The sequence below is a fragment of the Segatella copri genome (assembly GCF_051861805.1).
Taxonomy (GTDB): Bacteria; Bacteroidota; Bacteroidia; order Bacteroidales; family Bacteroidaceae; genus Prevotella; species Prevotella copri_M.
Window position 1 is genome coordinate 2,888,174 of the sequence record NZ_CP146520.1, and the last position, 26,486, is coordinate 2,914,659.

Annotated in this window: 25 protein-coding genes; 7 read left to right on the forward strand and 18 right to left on the reverse strand. The window is 45.7% G+C overall.

Annotation, left to right across the window (positions count from 1 at the left end):
• The 7 genes from carA to V8Z93_RS11470 form a co-directional block, all read right to left on the reverse strand.
• Entirely contained in the window at positions 1-1,077 is a 1,077-nt protein-coding gene (carA, locus tag V8Z93_RS11440) for a glutamine-hydrolyzing carbamoyl-phosphate synthase small subunit (protein WP_040553026.1), read from the reverse strand.
• A gap of 75 nt (positions 1,078-1,152) precedes the next feature.
• Positions 1,153-3,036 carry an amidophosphoribosyltransferase gene (locus V8Z93_RS11445; RefSeq protein ID WP_439431566.1) on the reverse strand — a complete coding sequence of 628 codons (1,884 nt, stop codon included), beginning with the start codon at positions 3,034-3,036 and terminating at the stop codon, positions 1,153-1,155.
• 107 nt (positions 3,037-3,143) lie between these two features.
• The gene (gene glmS / locus V8Z93_RS11450; RefSeq protein WP_218413362.1) at positions 3,144-5,048 is read right to left on the reverse strand and encodes a glutamine--fructose-6-phosphate transaminase (isomerizing); all 1,905 of its coding nucleotides are present in this window, start codon (positions 5,046-5,048) and stop codon (positions 3,144-3,146) included.
• Positions 5,049-5,118: 70 nt separating this feature from the next.
• Positions 5,119-5,919, reverse strand: coding sequence for a polysaccharide biosynthesis/export family protein (locus V8Z93_RS11455; protein ID WP_203039818.1), 801 nt, complete (start codon positions 5,917-5,919; stop codon positions 5,119-5,121).
• Positions 5,920-6,038: 119 nt separating this feature from the next.
• On the reverse strand, positions 6,039-7,493 hold the full coding sequence (gene pyk / locus V8Z93_RS11460) for a pyruvate kinase (RefSeq protein WP_439431567.1): 1,455 nt from the start codon (positions 7,491-7,493) through the stop codon (positions 6,039-6,041).
• A 229-nt stretch (positions 7,494-7,722) separates the two neighbouring features.
• Positions 7,723-8,304, reverse strand: coding sequence for a LemA family protein (locus V8Z93_RS11465; RefSeq protein ID WP_439431568.1), 582 nt, complete (start codon positions 8,302-8,304; stop codon positions 7,723-7,725).
• A gap of 114 nt (positions 8,305-8,418) precedes the next feature.
• A complete protein-coding gene (locus V8Z93_RS11470; protein WP_439431569.1) occupies positions 8,419-9,231 on the reverse strand; it encodes a TPM domain-containing protein in 813 nt (270 codons plus the stop codon).
• Positions 9,232-9,419: 188 nt separating this feature from the next.
• Between V8Z93_RS11470 and V8Z93_RS11475 the strand changes: the two genes are divergently transcribed.
• From V8Z93_RS11475 to V8Z93_RS11485, 3 genes are all read left to right on the forward strand, one after another.
• On the forward strand, positions 9,420-9,704 hold the full coding sequence (locus tag V8Z93_RS11475) for an HU family DNA-binding protein (protein WP_203039826.1): 285 nt from the start codon (positions 9,420-9,422) through the stop codon (positions 9,702-9,704).
• 299 nt (positions 9,705-10,003) lie between these two features.
• The gene (locus tag V8Z93_RS11480; protein WP_439431570.1) at positions 10,004-11,575 is read left to right on the forward strand and encodes an Rne/Rng family ribonuclease; all 1,572 of its coding nucleotides are present in this window, start codon (positions 10,004-10,006) and stop codon (positions 11,573-11,575) included.
• A 219-nt stretch (positions 11,576-11,794) separates the two neighbouring features.
• The gene (locus V8Z93_RS11485; RefSeq protein ID WP_439431571.1) at positions 11,795-12,112 is read left to right on the forward strand and encodes a heavy metal-binding domain-containing protein; all 318 of its coding nucleotides are present in this window, start codon (positions 11,795-11,797) and stop codon (positions 12,110-12,112) included.
• 132 nt (positions 12,113-12,244) lie between these two features.
• On the opposite strand, the gene V8Z93_RS11490 is transcribed toward V8Z93_RS11485, so the two are convergent.
• Positions 12,245-13,807 (reverse strand): AAA family ATPase, encoded by a 1,563-nt coding sequence (locus tag V8Z93_RS11490; RefSeq protein WP_439431572.1) that lies wholly within the window; start codon positions 13,805-13,807, stop codon positions 12,245-12,247.
• A gap of 280 nt (positions 13,808-14,087) precedes the next feature.
• Between V8Z93_RS11490 and V8Z93_RS11495 the strand changes: the two genes are divergently transcribed.
• Positions 14,088-14,249: an ATP-binding protein gene (locus tag V8Z93_RS11495; protein WP_293518957.1), complete on the forward strand. Its 162-nt coding sequence runs from the start codon at positions 14,088-14,090 to the stop codon at positions 14,247-14,249.
• Here the strand turns inward: V8Z93_RS11495 and V8Z93_RS11500 are convergent.
• Entirely contained in the window at positions 14,246-14,419 is a 174-nt protein-coding gene (locus V8Z93_RS11500; RefSeq protein WP_439431573.1) for a hypothetical protein, read from the reverse strand. The genes V8Z93_RS11495 and V8Z93_RS11500 overlap by 4 nt on opposite strands.
• A 117-nt stretch (positions 14,420-14,536) precedes the next feature.
• On the opposite strand from V8Z93_RS11500, the gene V8Z93_RS11505 reads away from it, so the two are divergent.
• A complete protein-coding gene (locus tag V8Z93_RS11505; protein WP_439431574.1) occupies positions 14,537-14,698 on the forward strand; it encodes a hypothetical protein in 162 nt (53 codons plus the stop codon).
• A gap of 117 nt (positions 14,699-14,815) precedes the next feature.
• Positions 14,816-16,075: an ATP-binding protein gene (locus tag V8Z93_RS11510; protein WP_439431575.1), complete on the forward strand. Its 1,260-nt coding sequence runs from the start codon at positions 14,816-14,818 to the stop codon at positions 16,073-16,075.
• Between the two features lie 692 nt (positions 16,076-16,767).
• On the opposite strand, the gene V8Z93_RS11515 is transcribed toward V8Z93_RS11510, so the two are convergent.
• The 8 genes from V8Z93_RS11515 to rpsF form a co-directional block, all read right to left on the reverse strand.
• Positions 16,768-18,000: a suppressor of fused domain protein gene (locus V8Z93_RS11515; protein WP_217765371.1), complete on the reverse strand. Its 1,233-nt coding sequence runs from the start codon at positions 17,998-18,000 to the stop codon at positions 16,768-16,770.
• A gap of 128 nt (positions 18,001-18,128) precedes the next feature.
• Positions 18,129-19,619, reverse strand: a complete 1,491-nt coding sequence (locus tag V8Z93_RS11520) for a type II toxin-antitoxin system HipA family toxin (RefSeq protein WP_439431576.1) — start codon at positions 19,617-19,619, stop codon at positions 18,129-18,131.
• 6 nt (positions 19,620-19,625) lie between these two features.
• Positions 19,626-19,937 (reverse strand): helix-turn-helix domain-containing protein, encoded by a 312-nt coding sequence (locus V8Z93_RS11525; RefSeq protein ID WP_439431577.1) that lies wholly within the window; start codon positions 19,935-19,937, stop codon positions 19,626-19,628.
• An 881-nt stretch (positions 19,938-20,818) separates the two neighbouring features.
• Entirely contained in the window at positions 20,819-23,011 is a 2,193-nt protein-coding gene (locus tag V8Z93_RS11530; protein ID WP_439431578.1) for an alpha-amylase family glycosyl hydrolase, read from the reverse strand.
• A gap of 8 nt (positions 23,012-23,019) precedes the next feature.
• A complete protein-coding gene (gene fabD, locus V8Z93_RS11535) occupies positions 23,020-23,907 on the reverse strand; it encodes an ACP S-malonyltransferase (RefSeq protein WP_439431579.1) in 888 nt (295 codons plus the stop codon).
• Between the two features lie 249 nt (positions 23,908-24,156).
• On the reverse strand, positions 24,157-24,678 hold the full coding sequence (gene rplI / locus V8Z93_RS11540; protein ID WP_203039851.1) for a 50S ribosomal protein L9: 522 nt from the start codon (positions 24,676-24,678) through the stop codon (positions 24,157-24,159).
• A gap of 20 nt (positions 24,679-24,698) precedes the next feature.
• Positions 24,699-24,968: a 30S ribosomal protein S18 gene (rpsR, locus tag V8Z93_RS11545; protein ID WP_006847399.1), complete on the reverse strand. Its 270-nt coding sequence runs from the start codon at positions 24,966-24,968 to the stop codon at positions 24,699-24,701.
• 2 nt (positions 24,969-24,970) lie between these two features.
• Positions 24,971-25,315 (reverse strand): 30S ribosomal protein S6, encoded by a 345-nt coding sequence (rpsF, locus tag V8Z93_RS11550; RefSeq protein WP_203039853.1) that lies wholly within the window; start codon positions 25,313-25,315, stop codon positions 24,971-24,973.
• Positions 25,316-25,485: 170 nt separating this feature from the next.
• Here rpsF and V8Z93_RS11555 point away from each other — a divergent pair, with 170 nt between their 5' ends.
• Positions 25,486-25,674: a hypothetical protein gene (locus V8Z93_RS11555; protein ID WP_203039854.1), complete on the forward strand. Its 189-nt coding sequence runs from the start codon at positions 25,486-25,488 to the stop codon at positions 25,672-25,674.
• 51 nt (positions 25,675-25,725) lie between these two features.
• On the opposite strand, the gene rprY is transcribed toward V8Z93_RS11555, so the two are convergent.
• Positions 25,726-26,424 (reverse strand): response regulator transcription factor RprY, encoded by a 699-nt coding sequence (rprY, locus tag V8Z93_RS11560; protein ID WP_203039856.1) that lies wholly within the window; start codon positions 26,422-26,424, stop codon positions 25,726-25,728.
• Positions 26,425-26,486: the final 62 nt, after the last annotated feature.

Here is a 26,486-nt window from a genome sequence, read left to right on the forward strand (position 1 = left end):
TTATTTAAGTGTTTCTACAAACTTATCAAACATGAACTCTGTATCCACAGGGCCTGAGCAAGCCTCTGGGTGGAACTGGCTTGAGAACCAAGGGTTCACCTTGTGGCGGATACCCTCGTTAGAGCCATCATTCATATTTACAAAGAGTTCCTCCCAATCGTTGCCCAATGTCTTGGCATCAACGGCATAACCGTGGTTCTGAGAGGTGATGTAGCAATTGTTGGTTCCTACCATGCGCACTGGCTGGTTGTGTGAACGGTGACCATACTTCAACTTGTAAATGGTAGCACCGGCTGCCTTTGAAAGCAACTGGTTACCCATACAGATACCGCAGATAGGCTTGCGGCTTTGGCTAATCTGCTTGCGAATAATATTCACAGCATCCTCACACATGTCTGGGTCGCCAGGACCATTGGCAAGGAACAGTCCGTCGAAGTCCATATCGGTGTAATCGTAATTCCAAGGCACACGGATCACCTCAACACCTCTGTTGATGAGGCAACGGATGATGTTTGCCTTCACACCACAGTCAACGAGTACCACCTTCTTGCCGGCACCCTCGTTGTAACGGATAATCTCCTTGCAGCTCACCTGGTCAACGAAGTTTACACCCTCGTAGTTAGCCTCAGGGATGTTGTCTGGTTCATCATCAAAGAGAATCTTACCCATCATCACACCATGCTCACGAAGCACCTTAGTCAACTCACGGGTATCGATGCCTGTGATTCCTGGCACCTTTTCGCGCTTCAACCAGTCGGCAAGACTCTCCACTGCATTCCAGTGGCTGTACTGCTCGCTGTAATCATTCACGATGATGGCAGAAGCATAAATCTTGTCACTCTCCATGAAGGTTGGCAAACCATTCTCCTCAAAAGTAAATGGTGGCACACCATAGTTACCCACGAGAGGGAATGTAAGTGTCATCAACTGACCGGCGTAAGAAGGGTCGGTCAAACTCTCTGGATATCCCATCATGGCTGTGTTGAACACAACCTCGCCCGCTACAGGAGCATCATATCCAAAAGATTTGCCATGGAACTTGGTTCCATCGCTCAAAACTAAGGTTACTTTTTTCATATCTGACATTTGATTCTTTTATTTCATACTTATAAGAGCAAATGAATTCTTCACTCTTCGTTCTTCACTCTTCACTTATTTATGATAAACGTTTTCGATATAGTTCACAAACGACTGGTTGCAGAGTTTCGTGCCGCCTGGGGTTGGATAATGACCGGTGAAATACCAGTCGCCCTTGTGGTTTGGAATCGCCTCGCGCAGACCCTCGATGCTCTGGAACACGAGCTGGATAGGAGTAGTCATGCCCTCTGGGCGAAGCATCTCTACTATCTTCTCGTTGATTTCCTCGATGGTGAATGGCTTGTAGATGGCACGCACCGGGTTCACCTGCTCTTCCTTAGGCTTGGCAAGTTCTGCCTTGCATGCCTCGTAGGTCTGCTCGATGAGGTCCTCCATCTTTCTGTCTTTCAGCAGCTGGATGGCTGCACGGAACACGCAGAACTCTTCCAGTCTTGCCATATCGATGCCGTAATAATCCGGATAGCGAATCTGAGGGGCACTGGATACGACTACAATCTTCTTAGGATGCAGACGGTCGAGGATGCGCAGGATGCTCTCCTTCAGGGTTGTACCGCGCACGATACTGTCGTCGATGATAACGAGATTATCCACATTCGGCTCGACGCTTCCGTAGGTTACATCATACACGTGGCTCGCCAGGTCGTTGCGGCTGTTGCCCTCGGTGATGAAGGTACGGAGCTTGATATCCTTCCATGCTATCTTCTCCGAACGGACGAAATCGCCGAGAATATCGTATAATTCTTCCTTAGATGGAATATGGTCGAGGTTGGCAATCTGTTCTATCTTGCTTTCATTGAGATACTTCTTGAAACCGCTCAACATTCCATAGTAAGCCACCTCGGCTGTGTTCGGGATATAGCTGAACACGGTGTGATCCACATCATAATCCACAGCTTTCAGGATAGGCTGGGTCAACTGCTCGCCCAACTGCTTACGCTCCTGGTAGATATCCTTGTCGGAACCACGGCTGAAGTAGATGCGCTCGAATGAGCAGGCTGAATCGCCCTTCTGCTCCATGATGCGCTCGATGCTGCACTCGCCGTTCTTCTTCACGAGAAGTGCCGTGCCCGGCATCAGCTCCTGCACATCCTCTGCCTCCAGGTCGAAGGTGGTCTGAAGTACAGGGCGCTCGCTGGCTACTACTACGATTTCATCGTTCTTGTAGTAGAAAGCAGGACGGATGCCCCAAGGGTCGCGCATGGAGAACATCTCGCCCGAACCGGTGATACCGCAGACCACATAACCGCCGTCGAAGTCCTTCATCGTGGTCTTGAGCACATTGCTCATCTTCACGTGGTCTTCGATGTAGTTGGTGATGTCGGTGTTCTCCATCTCCATCGCCTTTGCAGCCACGAAGTTGCGCTCCACCTCTCTGTCCAGGCGGTGGCCCATCAGTTCAAGCATGATGTAGGTGTCGCTGTAGATGCGTGGACTCTGACCCTGCTTGGTCAGCTCCTCGAAGATTTCATCTACGTTGGTCATGTTGAAGTTGCCGCAAAGACAGAGGTTCTTCGCCTTCCAGTTGTTGCGGCGCAGGAATGGGTGCACATACTGGATGCCACTCTTTCCGGTGGTGCTGTAGCGCAGGTGTCCCATGTAGAGTTCGCCTGCGAAAGGCAGTTCCTCTTTGGCAAACTTAGCATCTGCAAGCTGCTCGGGAGTCAAGTCCTTGAAGTTGGCATTCGCCTTACCGAAAATCTCGGTCACGGCGTTCTTGCCCTCTGCACGCTCACGAAACATATACTCATGTCCAGGCTTTCCGCCCAGTTTAACACAAGCCATACCAGCACCCTCCTGTCCACGGTTGTGCTGCTTCTCCATCATCAGATAGAGCTTGTTAAGTGCGTACATCCAGGTGCCGTACTTCTGCTGGTAATACTCCAGTGGCTTGAGCAATCTGATCATTGCTACGCCACATTCATGTTTCAATGGTTCCATCTCACTATTATCCTTTATCTTAATTAGTTAAATTTGAATATACCTATTGCGAGGGATATCCCTCCAAAAAAAGGGAAACGTCAAGAAACGACGATTCCCTTTATCTTTTATTCGACAGTAACTGACTTGGCCAAGTTTCTAGGTTGGTCAACATCCTTGCCCTTGCATACAGCTACATGGTAAGCCAGGAGCTGCAAAGGAATGGTAGCCAATAATGGCTCCAGGCACTCCAAGGTCTCAGGGAGTTCAATCACTTCGTCGGCAATCTTAGAGATGGTTTCGTCACCCTTGCTCACAATGGCAATGACACGGCCCTGACGGGCTTTAATCTCCTGGATATTAGACAAGACCTTCTCGTACATGAAGTTGTGGGTAGCAATAACTACCACAGGCATATCGCTGTCAATCAATGCAATAGGGCCATGCTTCATCTCCGCTGCAGGATAACCTTCAGCGTGGATGTAGCTAATCTCCTTCAACTTCAATGCACCTTCCAGGGCTACAGGATACTGGAATCCGCGGCCCAGATAGATGAAATTGCGAGCGTATGTAAACGTACGGCTCAAGTCAGCTATCTTATTGTTCAGCTTCAACACTTCCTTCATCTTTGAAGGGATGTTCCAGAGCTGCTCTGTAATCTTCTGGTATTCGCTTTCGCTGATGGTACCTCTCTCCTTACCGATGGCGAGTGCCAGGAGGATGAGAACGGTAACCTGACCGGTGAATGCCTTGGTAGAGGCAACACCGATTTCCGGACCTACGTGAATGTAGGTACCGGTATCTGTTTCACGGGCGATGGAAGAGCCGATGGAATTACAGATACCATAGATGAACGCACCATTTTCCTTGGCAAGCTTGATGGCAGCCAGGGTATCAGCGGTTTCACCACTCTGCGAGATGGCAATAACCACGTCGTCCTTGGTTACCACAGGATTGCGGTAACGGAACTCTGATGCATATTCCACTTCCACCGGAATGCGGCAGTAGTTTTCAATCATCTGCTTGCCGATGAGTCCGGCGTGCCATGATGTTCCACAAGCCACGATGATGATTCGCTTGGCATTGAGGAGCTGCTGACGATGGTCGGTGATGGAACTGAGCACTACGCCCATCTCCGTCTCCGTCTTGCTGGTAGAATCGTCGCCGTCGGTCATCACGCGGGTCTCCACCGTGCGGCTCACCACACGGCCACGCATACAGTTGCGCAGGCACTCAGGCTGTTCGAAGATTTCCTTCAGCATGAAGTGAGGGAAACCGCCCTTCTCTATCTGACCGAGGTCGATATCCACGGTCTGTACCTCAGGGTTGAGTTTCACGTTCTGGCTGTTCACCACCTGCAATTCCTCACCGAGGCGCATCACAGCAATGTTGCCATCTTCCAGGTAAACCACCTTGTCGGTATATTCGATGATAGGGCTGGCATCCGAACCGAGATAGAACTCGCCGTTCTCGCCGATACCTACTACCAATGGGCTCTGCTTGCGCGCTGCAATAATCTGATTAGGGTTACGCTTGTCAAGAATAGCGATGGCGTATGCACCGATCACCTGACGCAATGCCACCTGAACGGCAGTCAACAGATCAAGTTCCTTCTTTACCTGGATGTATTCGATGAGCTGAACGAGCACCTCTGTATCGGTTTCGCTCTTGAACTCCACACCCTTGGAAATCAGGTTTTTCTTGATATCGGCATAGTTCTCGATGATACCATTGTGAATCATGGCGAGGTTCTTGCTTGAAGAATAATGAGGATGAGCATTCACTGCAGAAGGCTCTCCGTGAGTAGCCCAACGAGTATGAGCGATACCCACATGTCCAGAAATATCCTTATCCGAGCAGAACGCTTCCAGATCTGCCACCTTGCCCTTTGCCTTATACACGTTCAAAGAGCCATCATCACTTATAAGGGCTACACCTGCGCTGTCGTATCCGCGATACTCCAGGCGCTTCAAGCCTTTAATAAGGGCAGGATAAGCCTCGCCCTTACCTAAATATCCTACAATGCCACACATTTTCTTATAATCTTTTATGTTGTAATTCCGTTCGTTAATCCTGACCTTGTTCCCTATTCAAACGTTTTTCTTATCGCAAGATGTTGACAATCAACGATGCGATAGAAATCAATGTACCCACAGCAGAGAACCACAATGTGGTAGAAGAGCCGATGGCAGAGTTCTGTGCCTTCACCTTGTTAGGCTCTACATAGATAATGTCGTTCTGCTGCAGATAGTAGAATGGAGAGTTAATGATGTTTGCATCATTCAGGTTCATGCGATAAGTATGCTTCTCTCCTGCTGCATCCTGACGGATGAGCAGCACGTTATCACGCTTACCATAGATAGTCAAGTCGCCACACTGTGCCAAAGCCTCGAGCACGCTCATCTTCTCCTGTGGAGCATAGATGATGCCTGGCTTTTCAACTTCGCCGAGCACAGAAACATGGTAGCTACCCATTCTCACGGTAACGATTGGATTTTCCTGTTCTGACAAGTAAGGCTTCACCTTACTCTTGATGAGGTCCTCAGCCTGCTTCTTGGTCAAGCCGCCTACATGCAGGGTACCCACAACCGGAAACTCGATATTGCCGGCATTGTCAACCAGATAACCCTGCAAGGAACCGCTGCCATAACTCAACTGGCCACCAGTGCCGAGGGTCTGTGAAACCGAGAGGTTGAAAGGCATGGCAGCCTGAGGGTCTGTAGTAATGACGGTGATGGTCAACTCGTCCTTTGGCATGATCTTAGCCTCGTAAAGCATCTTAGAAGCCGCCAAACTGATAGAATCTGCATTTTGAAAATAAGCCACGTTCTTGGTGCTACCGCAACTGCCGAGCATCAAGACCATTGTTAAAGCGACAAGCGCTGAATAGATGAATTTTTTCATTATCAACAAATTTCGTTTATAAAATATCGGTGCAAAATTACAGCATTTTTTTGAATGATGCAAATATTTTGCACCAATATTTACTGAAACGTATTATTTTTTAGAAAATAAGAGCCTTTTTACTTGTCTTCAACGCCATTTGAAGGCAAATTAAAGGTATAACTATTATCGAAAATCTTCTTCACCTTGTTGATTTCAACGAAAGTGGTGCCGCCGCCTTCTCCGAAACTACCACTCAGGTAAGCTATCTTATCCTCTTCGTCAAGGTAGCCCTTCTGGCGAAGCATGCGTACCGCTGCAGTAAACATATCCTTTGAAGACACGTAGTCTTTCTGATGGATTGGGATGATACCGTAGCTCAGGTTCAGCCAGCGCTGAAGCTTCTCCTTGTAGCAGATGGCAAGCACTGGGTTCGGACCACGGAAGGCGGCAAGGTCGCGGGCGGTCTGACCGGTCTCACCGTCGGTGATGATACCTGCTACGCCCAACTGCTTGGTAGCCTCGATGGCTGCGTGAGCCAGGAAGAGTTTCTGGTCTATCTTGCCATCCTCCATTGGGTTGATGTCGTTCAGTGGCGACTTATCCTTCTCTGCCTGCTCGGCAATGCGGGCCATGGTCTGCACAGCCTCTACCGGATACTTACCGCTTGCCGTTTCGCCTGAAAGCATCAGGGCGTCGGTGCGATAGAAGATAGCATTGGCGATATCGGTTACCTCGGCACGGGTAGGACGAGGGTTCTTGATCATGGTGTGGAGCATCTGTGTAGCCACGATTACTGGCTTCTGGGCCTTCACGCACTTGGTGATGATGCGGCGCTGGATGCCAGGAATCTTCTCGATAGGCACCTCGATACCCAGGTCACCACGGGCAATCATGATACCGTAGCAGGCGTCGATGATCTCGTCGATGTTGTCAACACCTTCCTGGTTCTCAATCTTTGAGATGATCTTGATATCGCTGTTGTGAGCATCGAGGATATCCTGAACGGCCTTTACATCAGCGGCATTGCGCACGAAGGAGTGAGCGATGAAGTCGATGTCGAGCTCGATGGCAAGTTCGATGTTGCGGCGGTCCTTTGCCGTGAGTGCAGGCAGGTCGATGTGCTCGCCTGGCACGTTCACGCTCTTGTGCGCACCGAGTACACCCTCGTTCTGCACCTCAGCCACGAGCATAGGTCCCTGCACCTCCATGACCTTCATGTCGAGCTCACCGTCATCAAACAAGATGTCATCGCCCACCTTTACATCGGCAGCAATATCAGGATAGCTCAGGTTCACGATGTCGTGAGACGACTCCATCTCTGGGCGACCGAAGATTTTCACCACGTCACCAGTATGATACAGTATAGGCTCCTTCACGTCGGTGGTACGCACCTCTGGTCCCTTGGTATCAATCATGATACCGATGTGTGGAGATACGGCTCTAACGTTCTTTACAATGTTGCGGATACCTTCCTCTGTGGCATGTGCGGTGTTCATACGAACCACGTTCATGCCAGCAAAAAAGAGTTTGCGGATGAAATCCTGATCGCATCTACGATCGCTGATGGAAGCGACAATCTTTGTTTGTTTCATATTTGTATTAACCTTATTGAAATTTCAATTATTTTCGTGACATTTCTATCACTTTTCTCAAATTTTGTGCAAAGATACAAAGAAAATCTGAAATATGATTCATCTGAACTACAAAATATATATAAAATATTGCGATAGTAACAGATTGAAAGGGGGCGAAAACAAAAAAATCCAGCCAAAAGGATGTTTATCTCCCTTTGGCCGGATTCCTTACTGGTTCATCCGGTGACTAGATATCCAAATCCGGTGCCTTCTCGGCGCCTGCGGCTGCCTCGAACTTTGGCATCACATTGAAATGGAAGAGACCGGCGATGATGGCGTTAGGCATCTTTCTAATGGTCTGATTATACGACTGTACCGCCTCGTTGTACTTGCGGCGTGCCTCGCTGATGCGATTCTCGGTGCCTTCCTCCTGAACCTGAAGGGCCTTGAAGTTCTCACTCGCCTTCAGCTCAGGATATCTTTCTGCCACCAGCATCAGCTTGGAAAAGGCATTCGCCAACTCGCCCTGGGCAGCAGCATACTGCTTCATGCTAGCCTCGGTAAGGTTGTTTACATCCAGTTTCACCTGTCCCACAGAGGCGCGAGCCTTGGTCACCTCCTCGAAGGTCTCCTTCTCATGCTTGGCATACGCCTTCACTATCTTTGCCAGCTGAGGCATCATGTCGGCACGGCGCTGATACTGAGCCTGCATGTTAGACAACTCGGTGGTAGCAGCCTCCTGCTCACTCACCATTCCATTATAACCACTGAACACCCACAGCACCAACACTACGATGACGCCTAAGATGATCCATCCTGTTTTCTTCATAATTCTCTTTTATTTATTGATTATACATTATTATATTAGTGTTTATTGATTAGTGATTAGTGATTACCTGCGTAAACTATCAACTTTCAACTATAAACTATCAACTTTTAACTATCACCAGCTTCCTCCGGATCCGCCGCCAGAGAAGCTACCGCCGCCGAAGGATCCGCCCGAGAAGCCGCCTCCACCACCTCCGGAGAAGCCGCCTCCTCCCATGAAGAACGGCGGCAACCAGTCGTCGTCATCATTTCTTCTTCTATTCTGGCTTCTACCCTTTCCCTTAGGTTTTGGTTTCAGCACACCCACCTGCTCCAGGATATATCTGACGAGGTAATAAATCGGAACTCCGAAGAAGAGAAGGAAGAGGATGATAACCAGCGCCCAGTCTTCTTCTCCATTCACCGTACCCTCGTCTACCGATTCGATTCCGGTGCGTCCGCTCTTCACCTTATTATATATAGCACGGCTCACTGATGCCACAGCCTCGCCGGGGTCATCCTCTCGCATGTATTTCACGATGCAGGCACGGGCAATGTCGTCGCAATCCACATCCGTCAGCTCGCCTTCCAGTCCGCTACCCGGAGCAATGAAATACTTATGGTCTTCCACTGCGATGACGATGACCAGTCCTCTTCGGCTCTTCTTATATCCGATGCCATACTTGTTGCCCACATCCTGCGCCATGCGGAAGGCATCCTGGTTCTCCACCTTGCCCACGATGATGAGCACGTTCTGCACCCCACACTCCAGTTTCAGCTTCTGCAGGTATAGGTTGGCAGAATCCTTCTGCGCCTTCCCCACCAATCCATCCGGATCGGAAACATACTGCGTGGAGTCTTTGAGGAACGGAATCGGCACATTCTGTGCGCTCCACTCCCTGCTGGCAGCCAGCGACAACACGCTGAAAGCCACTCCTATGAAAAGCAAAAAATATCTCTTAAAACCCATAATTTCCCTATTTTTGTGCAAAAATACATAATAAAAACCTAATATGCAAATACTTAGAGCATTTTTTTTCAAAAAAAAGCCCGAACTATTTTGTTATATCGCAAAAAACTTGTATCTTTGCACACCGATTTGAGATAATTAAAGTATAAAAGTAAATAAAAGAAGAAATGACCAAAGCAGATATCATTAACGAAGTAGCAATCGCTACGGGTATGCCAAAGAAAGAAGTAGGCATGGTAGTGGAGTCGTTCATGGAAGAGGTGAAGAAGAGCCTCATCCAGAACAAGGAGAACGTTTACTTGCGTGGTTTCGGCAGCTTCAACATCAAGCACCGTGCAGCCAAGACCGCTCGTAACATCTCCAAGAACACAACCCTCACTATCCCAGCTCACGACCTTCCAAGCTTCAAGCCAGCAAAGAGCTTCGTAGAGGAGATGCAGAACGCCCAGTAATAGGGCAATCGCTGCATTAAAAGATAATAATATCATTTTTAATAATAACAATATTTTTAAAATTTTAAAATCATGCCAAACGGAAAGAAAAAGAAGGGCCACAAGATGGCTACTCACAAGCGTAAAAAGAGATTACGTAAGAACAGACATAAGAGCAAGTAAGCTTTCGATTTAGAAGCTAACATTGCTCTCAGTCGGTTCGTCAGACTGAGGGGGCGTGTCATATCAACATGGTTTGGCATGCCCCTTTTTGTAAAGTGTAATTAGTAGAACTTTAAGTAAAAAGATTATTGAAGAGTATGACAAGCGAAGTTGTAATTGACGTCCAGCAGAAGGACATCTCTATCGCACTCATGGAGGACAAGCAGCTGGTGGAATACCAGAACGAACCCCGTGAGGCATCGTTCTCTGTGGGCAACATCTACATTGCAAAGGTTAAGAAACTGATGCCAGGACTTAACGCTTGCTTCGTGGATGTGGGTTATGAACGCGACGCCTTTCTTCATTATCTTGATCTAGGAAGTCATTTCAATTCCTACCAGAAGTATCTAAAACAAGTACAGAGCGACAGAAAGAAACTTTTCCCATTCTCTAAAGCCAGCAAAATGCCTGAATTGGAAAAGGAAGGCAGCATTCAGAATGTCCTGAAAGCGGGACAGGAAGTGCTGGTGCAAATCGTTAAAGAACCAATCTCTACCAAGGGTCCTCGACTTACGGGCGAAATCTCTTTCGCAGGTCGATACCTGGTACTCATGCCATTCGGTGACAAAGTTTCTGTCTCGTCGAAAATCAAAAGCGGTGAAGAACGCTCCCGACTCAAGCAACTCATTCACAGCATCAAGCCAAAGAATTGCGGTGTCATTGTCCGCACTGTGGCTGAGGGTAAGCGTGTCGCTGAGCTCGATGCTGAGCTGAAAATCCTGGTGAAGCGATGGGAGGATGCTATCGCCAAGGTGCAGAAGACCCAGCAGCGCCCGCAAATCGCCTTCGAGGAGACCGGAAGAGCCGTCGCTCTCTTGCGTGACTTGTTTAACCCATCTTACGAGAACATCTTCGTCAACGACGAAGGTGTGATGAACGAGGTGAAGGACTATGTTTCTCTAATAGCCCCTGAAAAGGCGGGCATAGTCAAGCTCTACACCGGAAAGGTGCCTATCTTCGACAACTTCAGCATCACCAAGCAGATTAAGGCTGGTTTTGGAAGAGTTGTCAACTACAAGCACGGTGCGTATCTCATCATTGAGCATACCGAAGCCCTGCATGTGGTGGATGTGAACAGCGGCAACCGCACTCGTGAGAAAGGTCAGGAAGCGAATGCTCTCGACGTGAACCTCGGCGCTGCCGATGAATTGGCCCGACAGTTGCGCCTCCGTGATATGGGAGGCATCATCGTGGTGGATTTCATCGACATGAACCTTGCCGAAGACCGACAGCTGCTCTATGAGCGCATGTGCAAGAACATGCAGAAGGACCGTGCCAAGCACAACATCCTGCCATTGAGCAAGTTCGGACTGATGCAGATTACCCGCCAGCGTGTGCGCCCAGCGATGGACGTGAACGTAGAGGAGACCTGCCCTACCTGCTTCGGCACGGGCAAAATCAAGTCGAGCATCCTCTTCACCGACCAGCTGGAAAGAAAGATCGACCGCCTAGTCAACAAGATTGGCGTCAAGAAGTTCACTTTGTATGTGAATCCTTATGTAGCTGCCTTCATCAACAAGGGCTTCGTTTCCCTGAAGCGCAGATGGCAGTTTAAGTATGGATTCGGCTTCAATGTGATTCCTTCGCAGAAACTGGCGTTCCTCCAGTATGAATTCTACGACAAGGACAACCAGTATCTGGATATGCAGGAAGAGCAGGAGACAAAGTAAGTTTTTAATTCTCAGCAAAAAGCTCCATTCGCAATTTTATGATGCGAATGGAGCTTTTTTTGCTTCTAGTGCTTCTTATGCTCTTTTTTGTTGCTTTTTACATATTTTTTATTTTTTCCTGCAACCTTTTGCTGTATTTTATCGTCTAAGCTATAAAATAACATGTATAGTTACATAAATAAATAGTATAGATAACATAAAAAAGAAAGGAAAAAGATTATGATTTTAAGTACAACTCCAACCATAGAAGGCCACCCTATCCGTGAATATCGTGGCGTAGTTACTGGCGAAACCATCATTGGTACCAACTTTGTTAAGGATTTCTTTGCCAGTGTCCGTGATGTGATAGGTGGAAGAAGCGGTTCTTACGAAAGCACCCTCCGCCAGGCCAAGGATACTGCCCTGAGAGAGATGGCCGAGCGTGCCGCATCCCTGGGCTGCAACGCCATCGTGGGCATCGACCTGGATTACGAAACCGTGGGCAACAGCGGCTCCATGCTGATGGTAACGTGCAGCGGAACGGCAGTGATTATATAAGATAATTAACTGAATGACATTACTTTACAGAGTTAATGAGAGTTGGTGACCTTCATCAGATGAACCCCACCAACTCCTGTTCAATGTGGTGACCTTCATCTGATGAAGGTCACCAACTTTCTTCTATATCATTTATTCTATCACCCAATCCTCTATACTTCGCTGGTTTTCAGAGAAGTTAATACCCACTTTCACTACCTTTCGCCCATCATCGGCAAAAGCCTTGGCATAGTCCTTGTGGCTGATTTGCGCCATGGCGATGTCGGCAGACTTCTTATATTTCAACTCAAAGATAAAGATGCTCTTATCCGTCTTGAGAACAAGGTCTATTCTTCCATCAGAAGTGCTATGCTCCACCTTCACATCTTCGCCAAGCATGGTGAAGATGGTGAATATCACGGCTTGATAGTGACGCTCATTATTGTTGATAATCGTATATGGGAACTTATCATAGAATGCCTTCAAGTGAGGCATAAAGGCTCCCATGTCGTCATTGACGAGCACATTCTTGGCATAAGCATACACAATGGCATCATATCTGTTCATGTCTTGTGCAGTATAATACCTGACGAGACTATCAGAAAAGCCTTGTCTTACTTCTAGATTTGGGAAACAGAGATGATACAATTTTCCTCTTCGCTCATATCCTTTAATGGTAAGGTAGCCACTTTGGAAAAGAACCGGAATAGGATCAGTGAGTCGTTCCGTAGGTGTATCAAAACGTGAAGCCTGTATCCACAAATCATCCAGATTGAGCATGTCCAAATTTTTCTGCTGCAACAACTCTACCAGGAACGTAGGCGTACCAGATGTAAACCAATAGCTATTAAACTCTTTATCATCCAATGCATTGATGATGCTGTAAGGATTGAAGATATCCTCGCTATTGATACTGAAATGGTAGCCATCATAATGCTGCTTGAGTTGCCCTAAGGTCTCCTCATAAGTAAGCCCATTATGCTCAGCCATCTCCTCAATTCCCTCACGGAAATACTGAGACAATTCACTCTTGGTAATACCACAACAGCTACTGTATTCATCCTTCAACGTGAGAATCTTGAGATTGTTCAACTCGCTGAAGATGCTGAGCTGACTGAACTTAGAGATGCCCGTGATGAATACAAAACGAATGTTTCCCTCTTGCTGCTTCAAGGGACTGAAGAAATCTCGCATGATGTTGCGGATGGTCTTCTGTAATTCTTCGTCACTTACAGAATCATGCATCGGGGCATCATACTCATCAATGAGAACGACAACTTGTTTACCGGTTTGAGCCGTGGCAGCCAGCAAGATATCCCTAAAGCGAATTCCAAAGCCTTCGCGCTCAGATTCAGGAACTTCTATTCCATATTTCTGCTCTTCAACTTTAAGAATATTGTTTAATATGATTTTAGTATTCTCCAAACTATAATACTTACCGCAGCTCAGATCCAGGTGAATGACGGGATATGCCGTCCACTCCTTCTCCATCTGTTCGATGGCAAGTCCCTTGAACAACTCTTTCTTACCCTCGAAATAAGCCTGGAGAGTAGATACAAACAAGGATTTTCCGAATCGACGTGGGCGACTCAGAAAATGAAACTTGGCATAATGAGCCAACTGATAGACGATAGCCGTCTTGTCAGCATAGAAGTAATTCCCCTTCACGATTTCGGAGAACGTTTGTATTCCCAAAGGATATCTCTTTGAAGCCATAATCTTACTCTTTATAATCTAGGTACAAAGATACGGATAATATTTCAGAAAACAAGCGTTTTTCTGATTATTAACAATATATCACTGTAAAAATAGAACCGAAATTCAACAAAACATGCTTGAAATGGGGCGGTAACTGCCTTAAAAAACGAGTTACCGCCCCAGTTCAAGCATATTTTTATCTAAAATCCCTTGCGGAATTCAAATAAAAACATTATCTTTGTAGCCAAATATCAGAGCCTTAGGGCTAATTGTTATCATAAAATAAGACTTTACCATTATGCTACAAAAAATAATAGGACGCAAGGAAGAGCAGAAAACGTTGCAGGATTGCTATGAATCCAACAAACCGGAATTCGTAGCAGTCTATGGAAGACGACGCATCGGCAAGACTTTCCTGGTGAAACAATTCTTCAAAGAAAAATTACTCCCTCCTATTTAGAGCATATCATCTATCGCCGTGAGTTGTTCAGAGAAACCACTGGTACCAGCAAGGCTCTGCACCTCACCTTCGTTACGACTTACGGAGTGGCAAAAAATGCCCAATACGGCATGATACAGAGCGAGATTACGATGGACGATTTGTTTAAGCAATAAGTGATTCCATTTCATATTATTGATTATCAATTAAATAATGTGGTGACCTTCATCAGATGAACCCCACCAACCCTGATTCAATGTGGTGACATACACTTTTCATTTTTGCCATAAATTAAAAACAGGAAAGATATGAAAGAGAAGAAAACTACACTTGTTGGCTGGGGACCTACCAACGAAGAAAAAGCCATAGCTCGCATCGAGGCTATAGAAGCCGACATAGAGAAAAATGGACTGATTGACGAAGAGGAAATGATAGAACATCTTAAAGTAAAGGGATTATGGCTTATATAAAACATTTTTTATTCTTAAAAAACACAGTTTTTTTCATTGTTTATGCGGTATTTCGAGATATAAATGTTATCTTTGCGGTGTAAAATGTGATACCAGTATCAAAAATAGTACTCTAATATGATATTTGAACGTAAGAAATACTTGAATGAACTTATTGCAGGACGCGGGAACGGTCTTGTGAAGATTATAACAGGTGTCAGACGATGTGGAAAGTCATTCCTGCTGTTTGATATCTGGCATAATTGGCTGTTGGAACATGGGGTGACTGATAGTCACATCATCGAGATACAACTTGATGATTTCCGAAATAGACGATTGAGGAAGCCTGATGCTTTACTTGACTATATAGACTCAAAGGTGGTGAATGATGGCTATCCTTATTATATAGTCTTAGACGAGGTGCAACTGGTAGAAGAATTTGTGGAGGTTATTCTTAGCTTGACACACATGAGAAATGTGGATGTGTATGTGTCAGGCTCAAACTCTCGCTTTCTGTCAAGTGATGTTGTGACTGAGTTCCGAGGCAGAGGTGACGAGATACGTATCTGGCCTCTCACCTTTGACGAATACTTTAAAGGCATTGGTGGCGATATACGCAAAGCATGGCTGAACTACTATACCTTTGGCGGACTACCACAGGTGGCTTTGCTCGAAACAGAAGAAAAGAAAACAGACTATTTGCGTGGTCTGTATGAAACCACCTATCTGCGTGACGTAATAGAGCGCAACCATCTGCGTAATCCTGAAGGAATGAAGGAATTGGTGCGTGTTCTAGCTTCGGGCATTGGCTCATCAACCAATCCAACGAGAATAGCCAATACCATTCGATCAGCACAAGGGGTAACCATAAAAAGAGACACTATAAAACAATATATTGACTATCTGAAAGACTCTTTCTTGATAGAAGAAGCCTTGCGCTATGATGTGAAAGGCAGAAAATATATTGGTACCGAGACGAAATACTACTTCGCAGATATCGGCATACGTGCAGCCATTCTCAACTATCGACAGCAGGAAGAAACGCACATTATGGAAAACATTATCTATAATGAGCTTCGTAGCCGTGGATATAATGTGGACGTAGGATTGGTAGAACTTGGTGGTAAGGATGAGAACGGCAAGTTTACAAGAAAGCAGCTAGAGGTTGACTTTGTAGTAAACCGTCCTCCATACAGGGTGTATATCCAGTCAGCTTTCCACATGCCTACGCCAGAGAAGGAAGAACAAGAGCGACGCCCACTATTGTCAATCAATGACCACTTCCGTAAGATTGTTATTGTAGGTGATGACATCCATCGCAAAGAAGACGAACTCGGAGTATTGACGGTTGGATTATTGGATTTTCTGACAGACAAAGATTTGTTAGAGCAAGGATGATAGGAACAACGACAACCAGCACACGGAAGCTATGTACTTCGGTTTCTTAGGTTCATACCGTAGTGCCATCATCATGAAAAATTGGAATTTAACATATAACGCACTTTTAGGATGAATATTTATCGTTTTGATTCAGATACAGAATATAAAGTTGATTCTTTCGACTGCGGCGACTCCTACTTAAACGACTAAAAAATGCAGTAATCTTTACATTAGCGTATTTTGAGAATAAACGTATTATACAAAACGACCCGCACATTTGAGCATCGTTGAGAGGCTTGGCGGGTTCTCGCACTGCAAAGATACAAATAATTATTAATAATACAAACTTTTGAGCAAGAAAAAAACAGCCAACCTTCAATAACATTTGAAAGTTGGCTGTTTTTCATTTATAATATATCCTGCAAGTTTTTACTTTACTAATCTCTTTTATCCATTCTGGATTACTACGCCCTTATAACTACCTCCTACTCTCTGCCCGTTCATATTATAAACAGGACAATTGCTTACATTAGAATCCATCGTAACATTATTGATTCCAGTAGAAGAAGCAACGATTTGTAGGCAAGTTACAGGCAAGTTACAATTATGCCCATATCGGAATGTATCTCATATAGCATGGAGCTGTATCTATATTTACGAAATCCAGACAGTCAAATAGCGACACACGAGTTGACCCTTGGTAAACGTTGTTATTTTTTTTCTCGATAATCAAAGCGGCTTAAAGCATAGTCCAGCCAATGCTCACGGTCGGCATGAATATGGTCTAACAGCATATCGGTAGGAGATTCACAATCTTCATCCTCGGCACATTTTATCTTGTATTCCAATTCTTCGTGAGTTAGTGGAAAAACTTGGAAGAAATCTACAGTCTTACCAACCGTCAAAGGGCAAGACGTGAAGTTGTCAATGTCGGGTTGTGGTGCCAACAGGACAGCTGCAGAATATGGAACGCCCTCTGCAAAGAGTTCTACCTCTTCTTGCCCTAAAGAATGTCCCCAACCCATCCAACTGTCGCTATAGATAGGCATACGAGCAAAATCTTTCAAGAGACGAATAGGCCAGAAATTCCGTTCGTCTTCCGATGCTTCCTCTGACAGATTCCAGTCAGCAGGAAGATACATCAATAACTCCACACGTTCAGCAATTAGGGATTCATACCTTAATGTATCAGGCACGTTCATGCGATGCGCTCCCACGCCCATTGTACACAAAGTATAATAATTGCGTTCTTCAGTAGGAGGAATGATAGCAATGTCCACGTGAATATCAGGAGAGACTATCTCGTGAAGGACAAGTTCGTAATTGCCGAAAATGTTCTCAATGAAATTGGATATTTCATCGACTTCTGTTTCTGAATAGAACTCAGGCATCTTCGTGTTGGAAGCTTTGGCATCCAAGGCATTCCGCCACATGTCCAAAGCTGTTTGCTGCGCTTTTTCCATATCGTTTGTCCACATAAACAATAGCCCATACTCTGATTTTTTGTTCATTCCTACAACCAAGCAATTGTGGTAAAAGCAGATACGGTCCACTTCTTCCCAGGTTGGCGACTCCAACCGGACATACCTTTTTCCCTCCTCGACGCTCATTGTATTTTGCGGTCCTTCGAATGTAAGCATCGGAAAAGTACCTTCCTTATACAAGGAGTAAACTTTGTTGACTGTCCAAATGTATCTTACATAGTAGATAAGCAGGACTATCAAGCAGGTGATGGATTTTTCAGGACGGTCTAAAGCCACCAATCCGATGGCTCCTATGACAAGGATGGCAATAATGATCCTCATAGGAAGAGTTTCATTCAAAAGCAAGTCCTTGAATGCACACCATAAGAATGTACTTCTGCTTTTGGCAAAAGTAAGTCGTATATCCTCTGTCTCTTTATGAATAGAGGGTGGTAGGTTCTTTATTGTATAACGTTTCATACGCAGTATTGTTAGATGTTATTTTTATCTGCCATAATCTTCTATTATTTATCTATCATTATAATGATATTTATCCCTTATATCAGCCTTTATCTTCAATATATTGACATTTATATCAGGCCGCGATACTATCTCAGCAGATATTTCGCAACCAAATCCATGAGCATCGACTCTGAAAGATTGGACAATCCCGTCTCTTGAATCATAGCATATTCGGGCTTGTTCTTTCCGATAATAAACTTACAGTCTCGCCCATCTATGCTTGCATACAAATGGAAGTTGCCTTTGTAAGCCTGCTCTATGCGAACATCAGTACAACTTTTGCCATCTATCTCAAAAGAAGAAGAACTGTTGCCTTTATCCTCCAACCCCCATGATACGAGATGAGCATTTATCGCTGACTCTATGGAACTGATCCATCTGTCCTGAACCTCATTTCGCTTGGCAATTTCACGGTATTGCCGCAGTGAATCAGCTACTTCCCTGATGATTGCATCAGCACGACGAATACCATTGTCCTTGGCAAACTGAATGGCATCATCGTAAGAAATATGATGCAGCTTAGACCTTACATACATACAATGACCCGTATTGGGTAAATAGCCTCCCGTATCTATAATATAAGTAAGATCGTAGGCTGGCGACAAACGCCAAAGACCCGCCTCGTCCATCACAAAAGAGAAATTCTTTGTATGATCATCCGTATTGTTGGAAAGGACATTGAACACAAGTCTGCGAAATACTTCCTGACAATCAGTCTCCGGCAAATGTAATTTTCTACAGATAGCCACAAGTCCCTCATAGCTATCGGTTTCCGGAGAAATCGCAGCAAGGGTCTGTGTATGCAATTTCCGCTCACCATCACGATCGAAACGCTTCGTTATGAAATTCCTGTTTCCATCAATCTCATATAGTCTGGATGGCATCATATCTATTCCCGACTTGATGGCCATCTCATAGTAGGTCATCTCTATCTCAGCAGAACTGTATTTTGTGTCTCCAAATTTCAATATGTAATAATCATAATCCTGCAGCCCAGCCACCTGACCGCTTCGTATTTCCCCTGTATCTTTATTGATGGCAATGATAGCCTTAGGTTGCCGTCCACCAGCCGATGTTCCCACGGTAAGCAAAGACTGCATAGTGATAGATTCCTCTGGCATGATGTGGGCATTTTCACGCTCGATGAATATGCGCTCTGCCAAATCGGCCAACGACTTGACATCTATCATTTCAGCCTTATCCGTCTTTGCCACCTCTGGCAAGAATTCCAATGCACCCATACCTCGCTTACCGATAAAGGATAGTTTATCCAACGGAGTTATATCAGCATTAGGAATATGATTTTGAATTCGCCAAAGCTCGAAAAGCTGATTACCCCAAGCATCCGGCAACGAATCTGCCAAAAATGCAGGAAGTTTTTGGTACATTCTGGCATCCTCTCCCCACACTGGTATCATCGCACGGATACCATGCACAGGAGCCTGAAGAGGAGAAACTTCGATTCCCTTCTTCAAAAACTCAGGATTATATGTGAAGTACGACAGCCTGCGGCGATCGTCCCATGCTAAGCGACCGATTTCTTCGTCCCAAAGCATTACTCTCAACGTATTTACCATAGCCCATTATTGTTTAGTATGACGAATTCTCTGTGCTTTCTTCTCATCCTTTCTCATCAGATAAGGGGAAGGGGGCAGCTCTGGAAGCACATCATTGATGGCATCAATCTGACCTACCACCTTCAGCAAGAGAAGAAAAGTGGCTAGCGAAAGATTGCCAGCTGTGCCATTCTCAAATTTATGGATGGTGGTCAAGCCAAGCCCCGTAAGCTCGGCTACCTCCTTCTGGGTGAGATTGCATCGCAATCTGTATTCCTTGAATCTCACTCCCAGCAAGCGTACCAACTCTGGAGTAGAATATTCATATAAATCTGCCATAATCTTCTATCATTTATCTATCATTATAATGATATTTATCCCTTATATCAGCCTTTATCTTCAATATACTGATATTTATGGTTGCAAAAATAATAAAAAGAAATGAAACTGGCAAGCTTTCAAAAGATTATTTTCTATCTTTCTGTTTTTTTCTGGAAAATGACAGGAGGTAACTTCGATAGATTCCCTAAAAATATATTGAAAAACATAGGCTATCCCATCTTTTCCTTTCACTTACAACTATCTGATTATCAACATATATAGTTTGGTGACCTTCATCTGATGAACCCCACCAACTTTTTCTCTTACTTTGCTGAAAGTGATTACTGATTACGATTACAGTTCCATTTTCCGAACGATGTATGAGGGGTTATATGGGGAGGTATATTATATATATATCTATATAAATATATATATATAATATACCCTTCTTTAAAAGCTCCCTTCACACCTGATAAGACAACTAGCGGAAAATGGAACTGTAATCGTAATCAGTAATCAGTAATCGTAATAAGCTGTCAGTAAGCAGTAAGCAGCAGTCTGTAAGCACACTATGAGTTCGTACAAGAGAAGCTATGAGTTCGTACAAGAAAAACTATGTTTTCTCGTTACCAAAACCATGAGTTTTTTTCTTTAACGCATATCCCCCGATATTTTAACGGAATTTCACATAACTCTGCAGGGTGATTTTTGGCGGTATCGGAAAATAGCCGTAACTTTGCACCCGATTCCGGAAAAAAGAAAGAGAAGGGCACAAAGGAGAAGATGAAGAAAGAGAAAAAGGGCATACAGCTGCCTGAAAAAACAACCATATACCCTTTATCGGGAATTAAGCCTGAAAAGAAACCACAGGCTATCGGGTCAATGCAATGCATCAACGATTACTGCACAATCTTGAAGCGGATACGCAATGAGTGAGCATGCTCATCCCAATTCGTACCGAGCAATACAAACTTGCCAATCTGAGCCGTTGAACGCACGTGCTTGCCAATGCATGGACAAACATCGTAGTCGCCAATGCGAACCAGACGCAAGGTGTCGCTGGCATCGTCTGGAAGACGGTCTATCTTCACACCAGCTGGGATGTGGTCACGATCCACAAACTCGTAGGTCACTGGCATATCAAGCTCTATCAGGCGATTCATCTCCGTCTCGATCGCCTTCTCCTCCTGGCGGGTAGGCTTGTGATCAACCACGAAGGTCATCTTGCTCTTCTTGCGCTCGATATGGGCATTCTTGCTGCGCTCGCAACCAAACATACGAACCATCAACTGGTTGAGCAGATGCTCAGCCGTATGAGCAGGAGGGAATTCCTCCTTGTGATGCTCATTCAATATGAAATCAGTCTCCTCCATCTTGACATTGAATTTATAGATTCTTACTCCGTTGGCATCCATTGATATCGGGAATACCCCGTCCTTCTTCAACTCTACCTTCTTCTTGCCACCCGAGAACAGCTCTGTAACGAGCACCTCCTCTTCTGCTATCTGGAAGAAATCGAAGGCATGGCCAGGGATGCAAACCTGCAGCTGGCGGGCCTCCTGAGCAAAGTTGAGCACGATGAGCATCACTTCATCATCCTTCTTGCGAAGGAAGGCAAAGTTGGTTCGCGGGTCGAAATTCTCTGAACCCGGATTCACATACATCAGGTCGAAGGTATCACCCTCGCGAAGCGCCTTCTCCTCGTTGGCAAGTCGGAGAAGCTGGCGATAGGTGGCTGCCAGATACTTCTGCTCCGGAGTCAGGGTCCCATCGGCCGAATCCTGATAGGCATGAGTCAGGGTAGACGGGCTCCAGTAGTCGAATATCGTGGTTCTGCCGTCTCTGCCGCTGAATCCCTCCTTGTCCATACCCTTCTCGCCAAACTCCTGTCCGCTATAGAGCATGAAAGGATTCTTCTGGAAGAAGAGGCTCATGGCTGCCGCAGGAATCGCCTTCATGGCACTGCCGCTGAAGAAATCGCTGGCGATGCGCTGCTCATCATGATTCTCAAGGAAATAGAGCATGTGCTGGCGGATATCATCCACCACCTGCCACTCATGGGTGATGCTGGCTGCCGGACGCTCGCCGCGAATCACACCACGCAGACAATCGTACATGCCCACCTTGTCGTAGAGATAATCGAAGCCTGCCTTCACGTAGTTGCGATACTGGTTAGGATCATACACCTCGCCGATAACCACGATGTGAGGATACTTCGCCTTCAGAATCTGTGTGGCGTAGGCCCAGAATGCAGTAGGCACCATCTCTGCCATGTCGCAGCGGAAGCCATCCACACCCTTACTTGCCCAGAAGAGCAGAATATCGGTCATCTTGCCCCAGGTGCTTGGCACCGGCTCGTAATGATAGCTTCTGCCTCCGGCATCGCAATAATCCACACCATAGTTGAGCTTCACGGTCTCATACCAGTCGTTGCAACCAGGGCGGTTGTCAAAGCGGTCGTTACCCGTGGCCTTGGCAGGGCTCTCCTCATACTGCTCATAAATTTTAGCGTCTTTAGCATGAAAAGCCTTGAATTCTGGCTTAGAATGACGAATCTCGTTCAAATCCAGATCGCCCCAGGCATAATAGAAATTATTCCTGGTAGAGAAATGCATGTTCGGATCATCATCTTCTCCTAAATCTCGTACATCTGCCGGTTTGCAAATGGAATGATACTCTCGGGCCACATGGTTTGGCACGAAATCCATGATTACCTTCATGCCTGCCTTGTGCGTGCGCTCGATGAGACTCTCCCACTCCTTCATTCGCATGCTCACGTTCACTGCCAGATCCGGGTCGATGTCGTAATAGTCGGTGATGGCGTATGGCGAACCTGCCTTGCCCTTCACCACCTCGGCATGCTGGGTAGGAATTCCATAAGAAGAGTAGTTTGTCTGGGTGGCGTGACGAATCACACCTGTGTACCAGACGTGCGTGAAGCCCATATCATGGATACGGGCCAGCACATCGTCGGTAAAGTTATTCAGTTTTCCGCAACCATTTTCCTCAATGGTTCCATTCTCCTTGCAAGTGGTGTTGCCATTGCCAAAGAGACGTGGAAGAACCTGATAGATTACGATTTTTTTCTCCATACAAAGAACTAAGCGATACCGTGAGCAGCGACAGTCTTGTCGATGCGACCGATCATGCCCTGCAATGCCTTACCAGGACCACACTCTGTGAAGTCGTCAGCACCATCGGCAATCATAGCCTGAACAGAAGATGTCCAGCGAACTGAGCTTGTGAGCTGAGCGATGAGGTTCTTCTGAATCTCGGCTGGGTCTGTATGAGGCTTGCCGTCCACGTTCTGGTAAACTGGGCACTTAGGTGCAGAGAATGTAGTCTTCTCGATGGCAGCCTGGAGTTCGTCCTTGGCTGGCTGCATCAATGGAGAGTGGAAAGCACCACCCACCTTCAATGGCAAAGCACGCTTAGCGCCGGCAGCCTTCAGCTTCTCGCAGGCAGCGTTGATAGCGTCAACGTTACCAGAGATAACGAGCTGACCAGGGCAGTTGTAGTTAGCAGCAACCACCACGTTGCCCTCTGTGCTTACCTCAGCGCAGATTTCCTCAACCTTCTCGTCTGGCAAGCCGATGATGGCAGCCATTGTACCAGGGTTAGCCTCGCAAGCCTTCTGCATAGCGTTGGCACGCGCAGCAACGAGCTTCAAGCCATCCTCGAAAGCCATGGCGCCGGCAGCAACCAATGCTGAGAACTCACCGAGAGAGTGACCAGCCACCATAGCTGGGTTGAACTCCTCGCCCAGGCAGAGGGCAGAGATGACAGAGTGGAGGAACACAGCAGGCTGTGTAACCTTGGTCTCCTTGAGCTGCTCGTCGGTACCGGCGAACATGATATCAGTAATCTTGAAGCCGAGAATCTCGTCGGCCTTATCAAAAAGTTCTTTTGCCAATGTGTTGTTATCGTAGAGGTCCTTACCCATACCTACGAACTGAGAACCCTGTCCAGGGAAAACAAATGCTTTCATTTTATCCTATTTTTTTAGTTTATAAATAATATTCTATTTTTCTACAATCATTTTCTTATTTCGCTTGCAAAGGTACAATAAAAAACTGAGAAACGTGAGAAAAACAACAAAAATCTGAGAATCGGACTTAAAACACACAAAAAAAATCCCTAATGCCTTGCGGCAAAAGGGATTCTTTATATTAATTTGCTTTACAGTGCGAAAATTATCGTACTTTTGTCGATTTGAGATATTTTTATCCTTAAGGGATTACTCAGCAGCTGGAGCCTCTTCCTCTGTAGCAGGAGCCTCAACTGGAGCCTCCTCAGCAGCAGGAGCTGCAACAGGAGCGTTCTCAGCAACAACGTTCACTGGAACCTTAACCTCAACCTCCTTGTGATAGTGTACAGTAGCCTCGTACTCGCCAACCTTCTTAGCATCCTTCATAGTGATGATCTTGCGATCAACCTCGATGCCCTTCTTAGCGAGCTCCTCAGCAACGGTAGCAGCGTTAACTGAACCGTAGAGCTGACCTGTAGCACTAACCTTAGCAGCGATAGTAAGAACGATGCCATTGAGAGCCTCGCCCTTCTTAACAGCCTCAGCCTTGATAGCCTCAAGCTTGTGAGCCTGCTGCTTCAAGTCCTCAGCCAACTGCTTCTTAGCAGCTGGAGAAGCGATAACAGCCTTACCTGTAGGGATAAGGAAGTTACGACCATAACCACTCTTTACATTTACGATATCGTTCTTGTATCCAAGACCGATAATATCTTGCTTCAAAATAATTTCCATTTCTTCTTCTCCTCCTTAAATTACTTCATCAAATCGGTTACGTAAGGAAGCAAAGCGATCTGGCGAGCACGCTTAACAGCCTGTGCCACGCGGCGCTGATACTTCAAAGATGTACCTGTGATACGACGTGGAAGGATCTTACCCTGCTCGTTCAAGAACTTCTTCAAGAACTCTGGGTCCTTATAGTCGATGTACTTAATGCCGCTCTTCTTGAAACGGCAATACTTCTTCTTCTTTGTGTCGATAGAAGGAGCGGTCAAATAACGGATTTCTGATTTCTGATCTGCCATGATTAAGCCTCCTCTTTTTTACCAAGCTTTGCACGACGCTTCTCTGCGTAAGCAACGGCATACTTGTCAAGTTTAACAGTCATGTAACGAATTACTTTCTCGTCGCGGCGGAAAGCTGTCTCGAGTTTAGCGATAACAGTTGGCTCTGCCTTGAACTCAACCAAGCTGTAGAAGCCTGATGTCTTCTTCTCGATGTTGTAAGCCAACTTCTTCAAACCCCAAGCCTCCTTGTTCAGAATCTCAGCACCATTATCGGTGAGTACCTTCTCGAACTTAGCGACCGTTTCCTTCATCTGTTCATCAGACAAAACGGGAGTCAAAATGAAAACGGTTTCGTATTGATTCATACTACTTTGTAAATGATTAAATATTAATATTAAAATTCTCTTGCAAAACGACGAAATGTGTGCGAAAACACCTCTATTTCACGAATTGCGGTGCAAAATTACAATTTTTTTTTGAATTAACCAAATATTTTTTGTACTTTTGCAGGAAATATTTGAAAATAGTAGGAATTATGAACAAAAAATTGAAAGATTCGCTCCGCGTCATCCCTTCCATGGGCATGACGTTCATTGTGCTGGGCGTTTTGCTGCTTGCTGCCAGCTTCGCCTTTTCCATGAAGAGCAACATCATGCTCTTCGCCGGATTATTCTTCGTTCTTGCCGGTGTGGCAGGATTCGTGTATTCATTGAAAAAGGGATAAGTCGGCTGCCGACTTATCCCTTTTCTTCTTACACCTTATATAATATAGGCATTATTCTGCATCTGGCACGATGAGCTTATAGCCCTTGCCATGGATGTTGATGATCTCTATCTGCGGATCTTCCTTCAGATGCTTGCGCAGCTTGGTGATATATACATCCATTGAGCGGGCATTGAAGTAGTTATCGTCTATCCAGATGGTCTTCAGGGCGAAATCACGCTGAAGAATCTCGTTGGCATGAGCGCAGAGAAGAGCGAGAAGCTCATTCTCCTTGGTTGTCAACTTGGTCTGCTCGCCATTGATGGTAAGCAGCTGCTTCTGTGTATCGAAGGTGAACTTACCGATGTGATACATGGTTGACTCCTTAGACTTCTTGCCGCGTACACGGCGAAGGATAGCCTCTACACGGAACACCAGCTCCTCCATAGAGAATGGCTTGGTGATATAATCATCTGCACCAATTTTGAAACCCTCGAGAATGTCTTCCTTCAGAGTCTTGGCTGTGAGGAATACGATTGGCATATCTACATTCTGCTGGCGGATTTCCTGTGCCAGGGTGAAACCATCCTTCTTTGGCATCATCACGTCGAGCACGGCAATATCAAACTTATTCTTGGAAAACTCCTTGAAACCTGCCTCACCGTCAGGGCACAATGTTGTATCAAAACCCTTGGTCAACAAATACTCACGGAGCAACATACCCAAGTTTTCATCATCCTCGCAAAGCAGGATCTTTACTGTCTCTTCCATATCTTAATCTATTTAATTTGTTAATATTCTTTTTTACTATTGTTGAATTTTTAAATATTGAA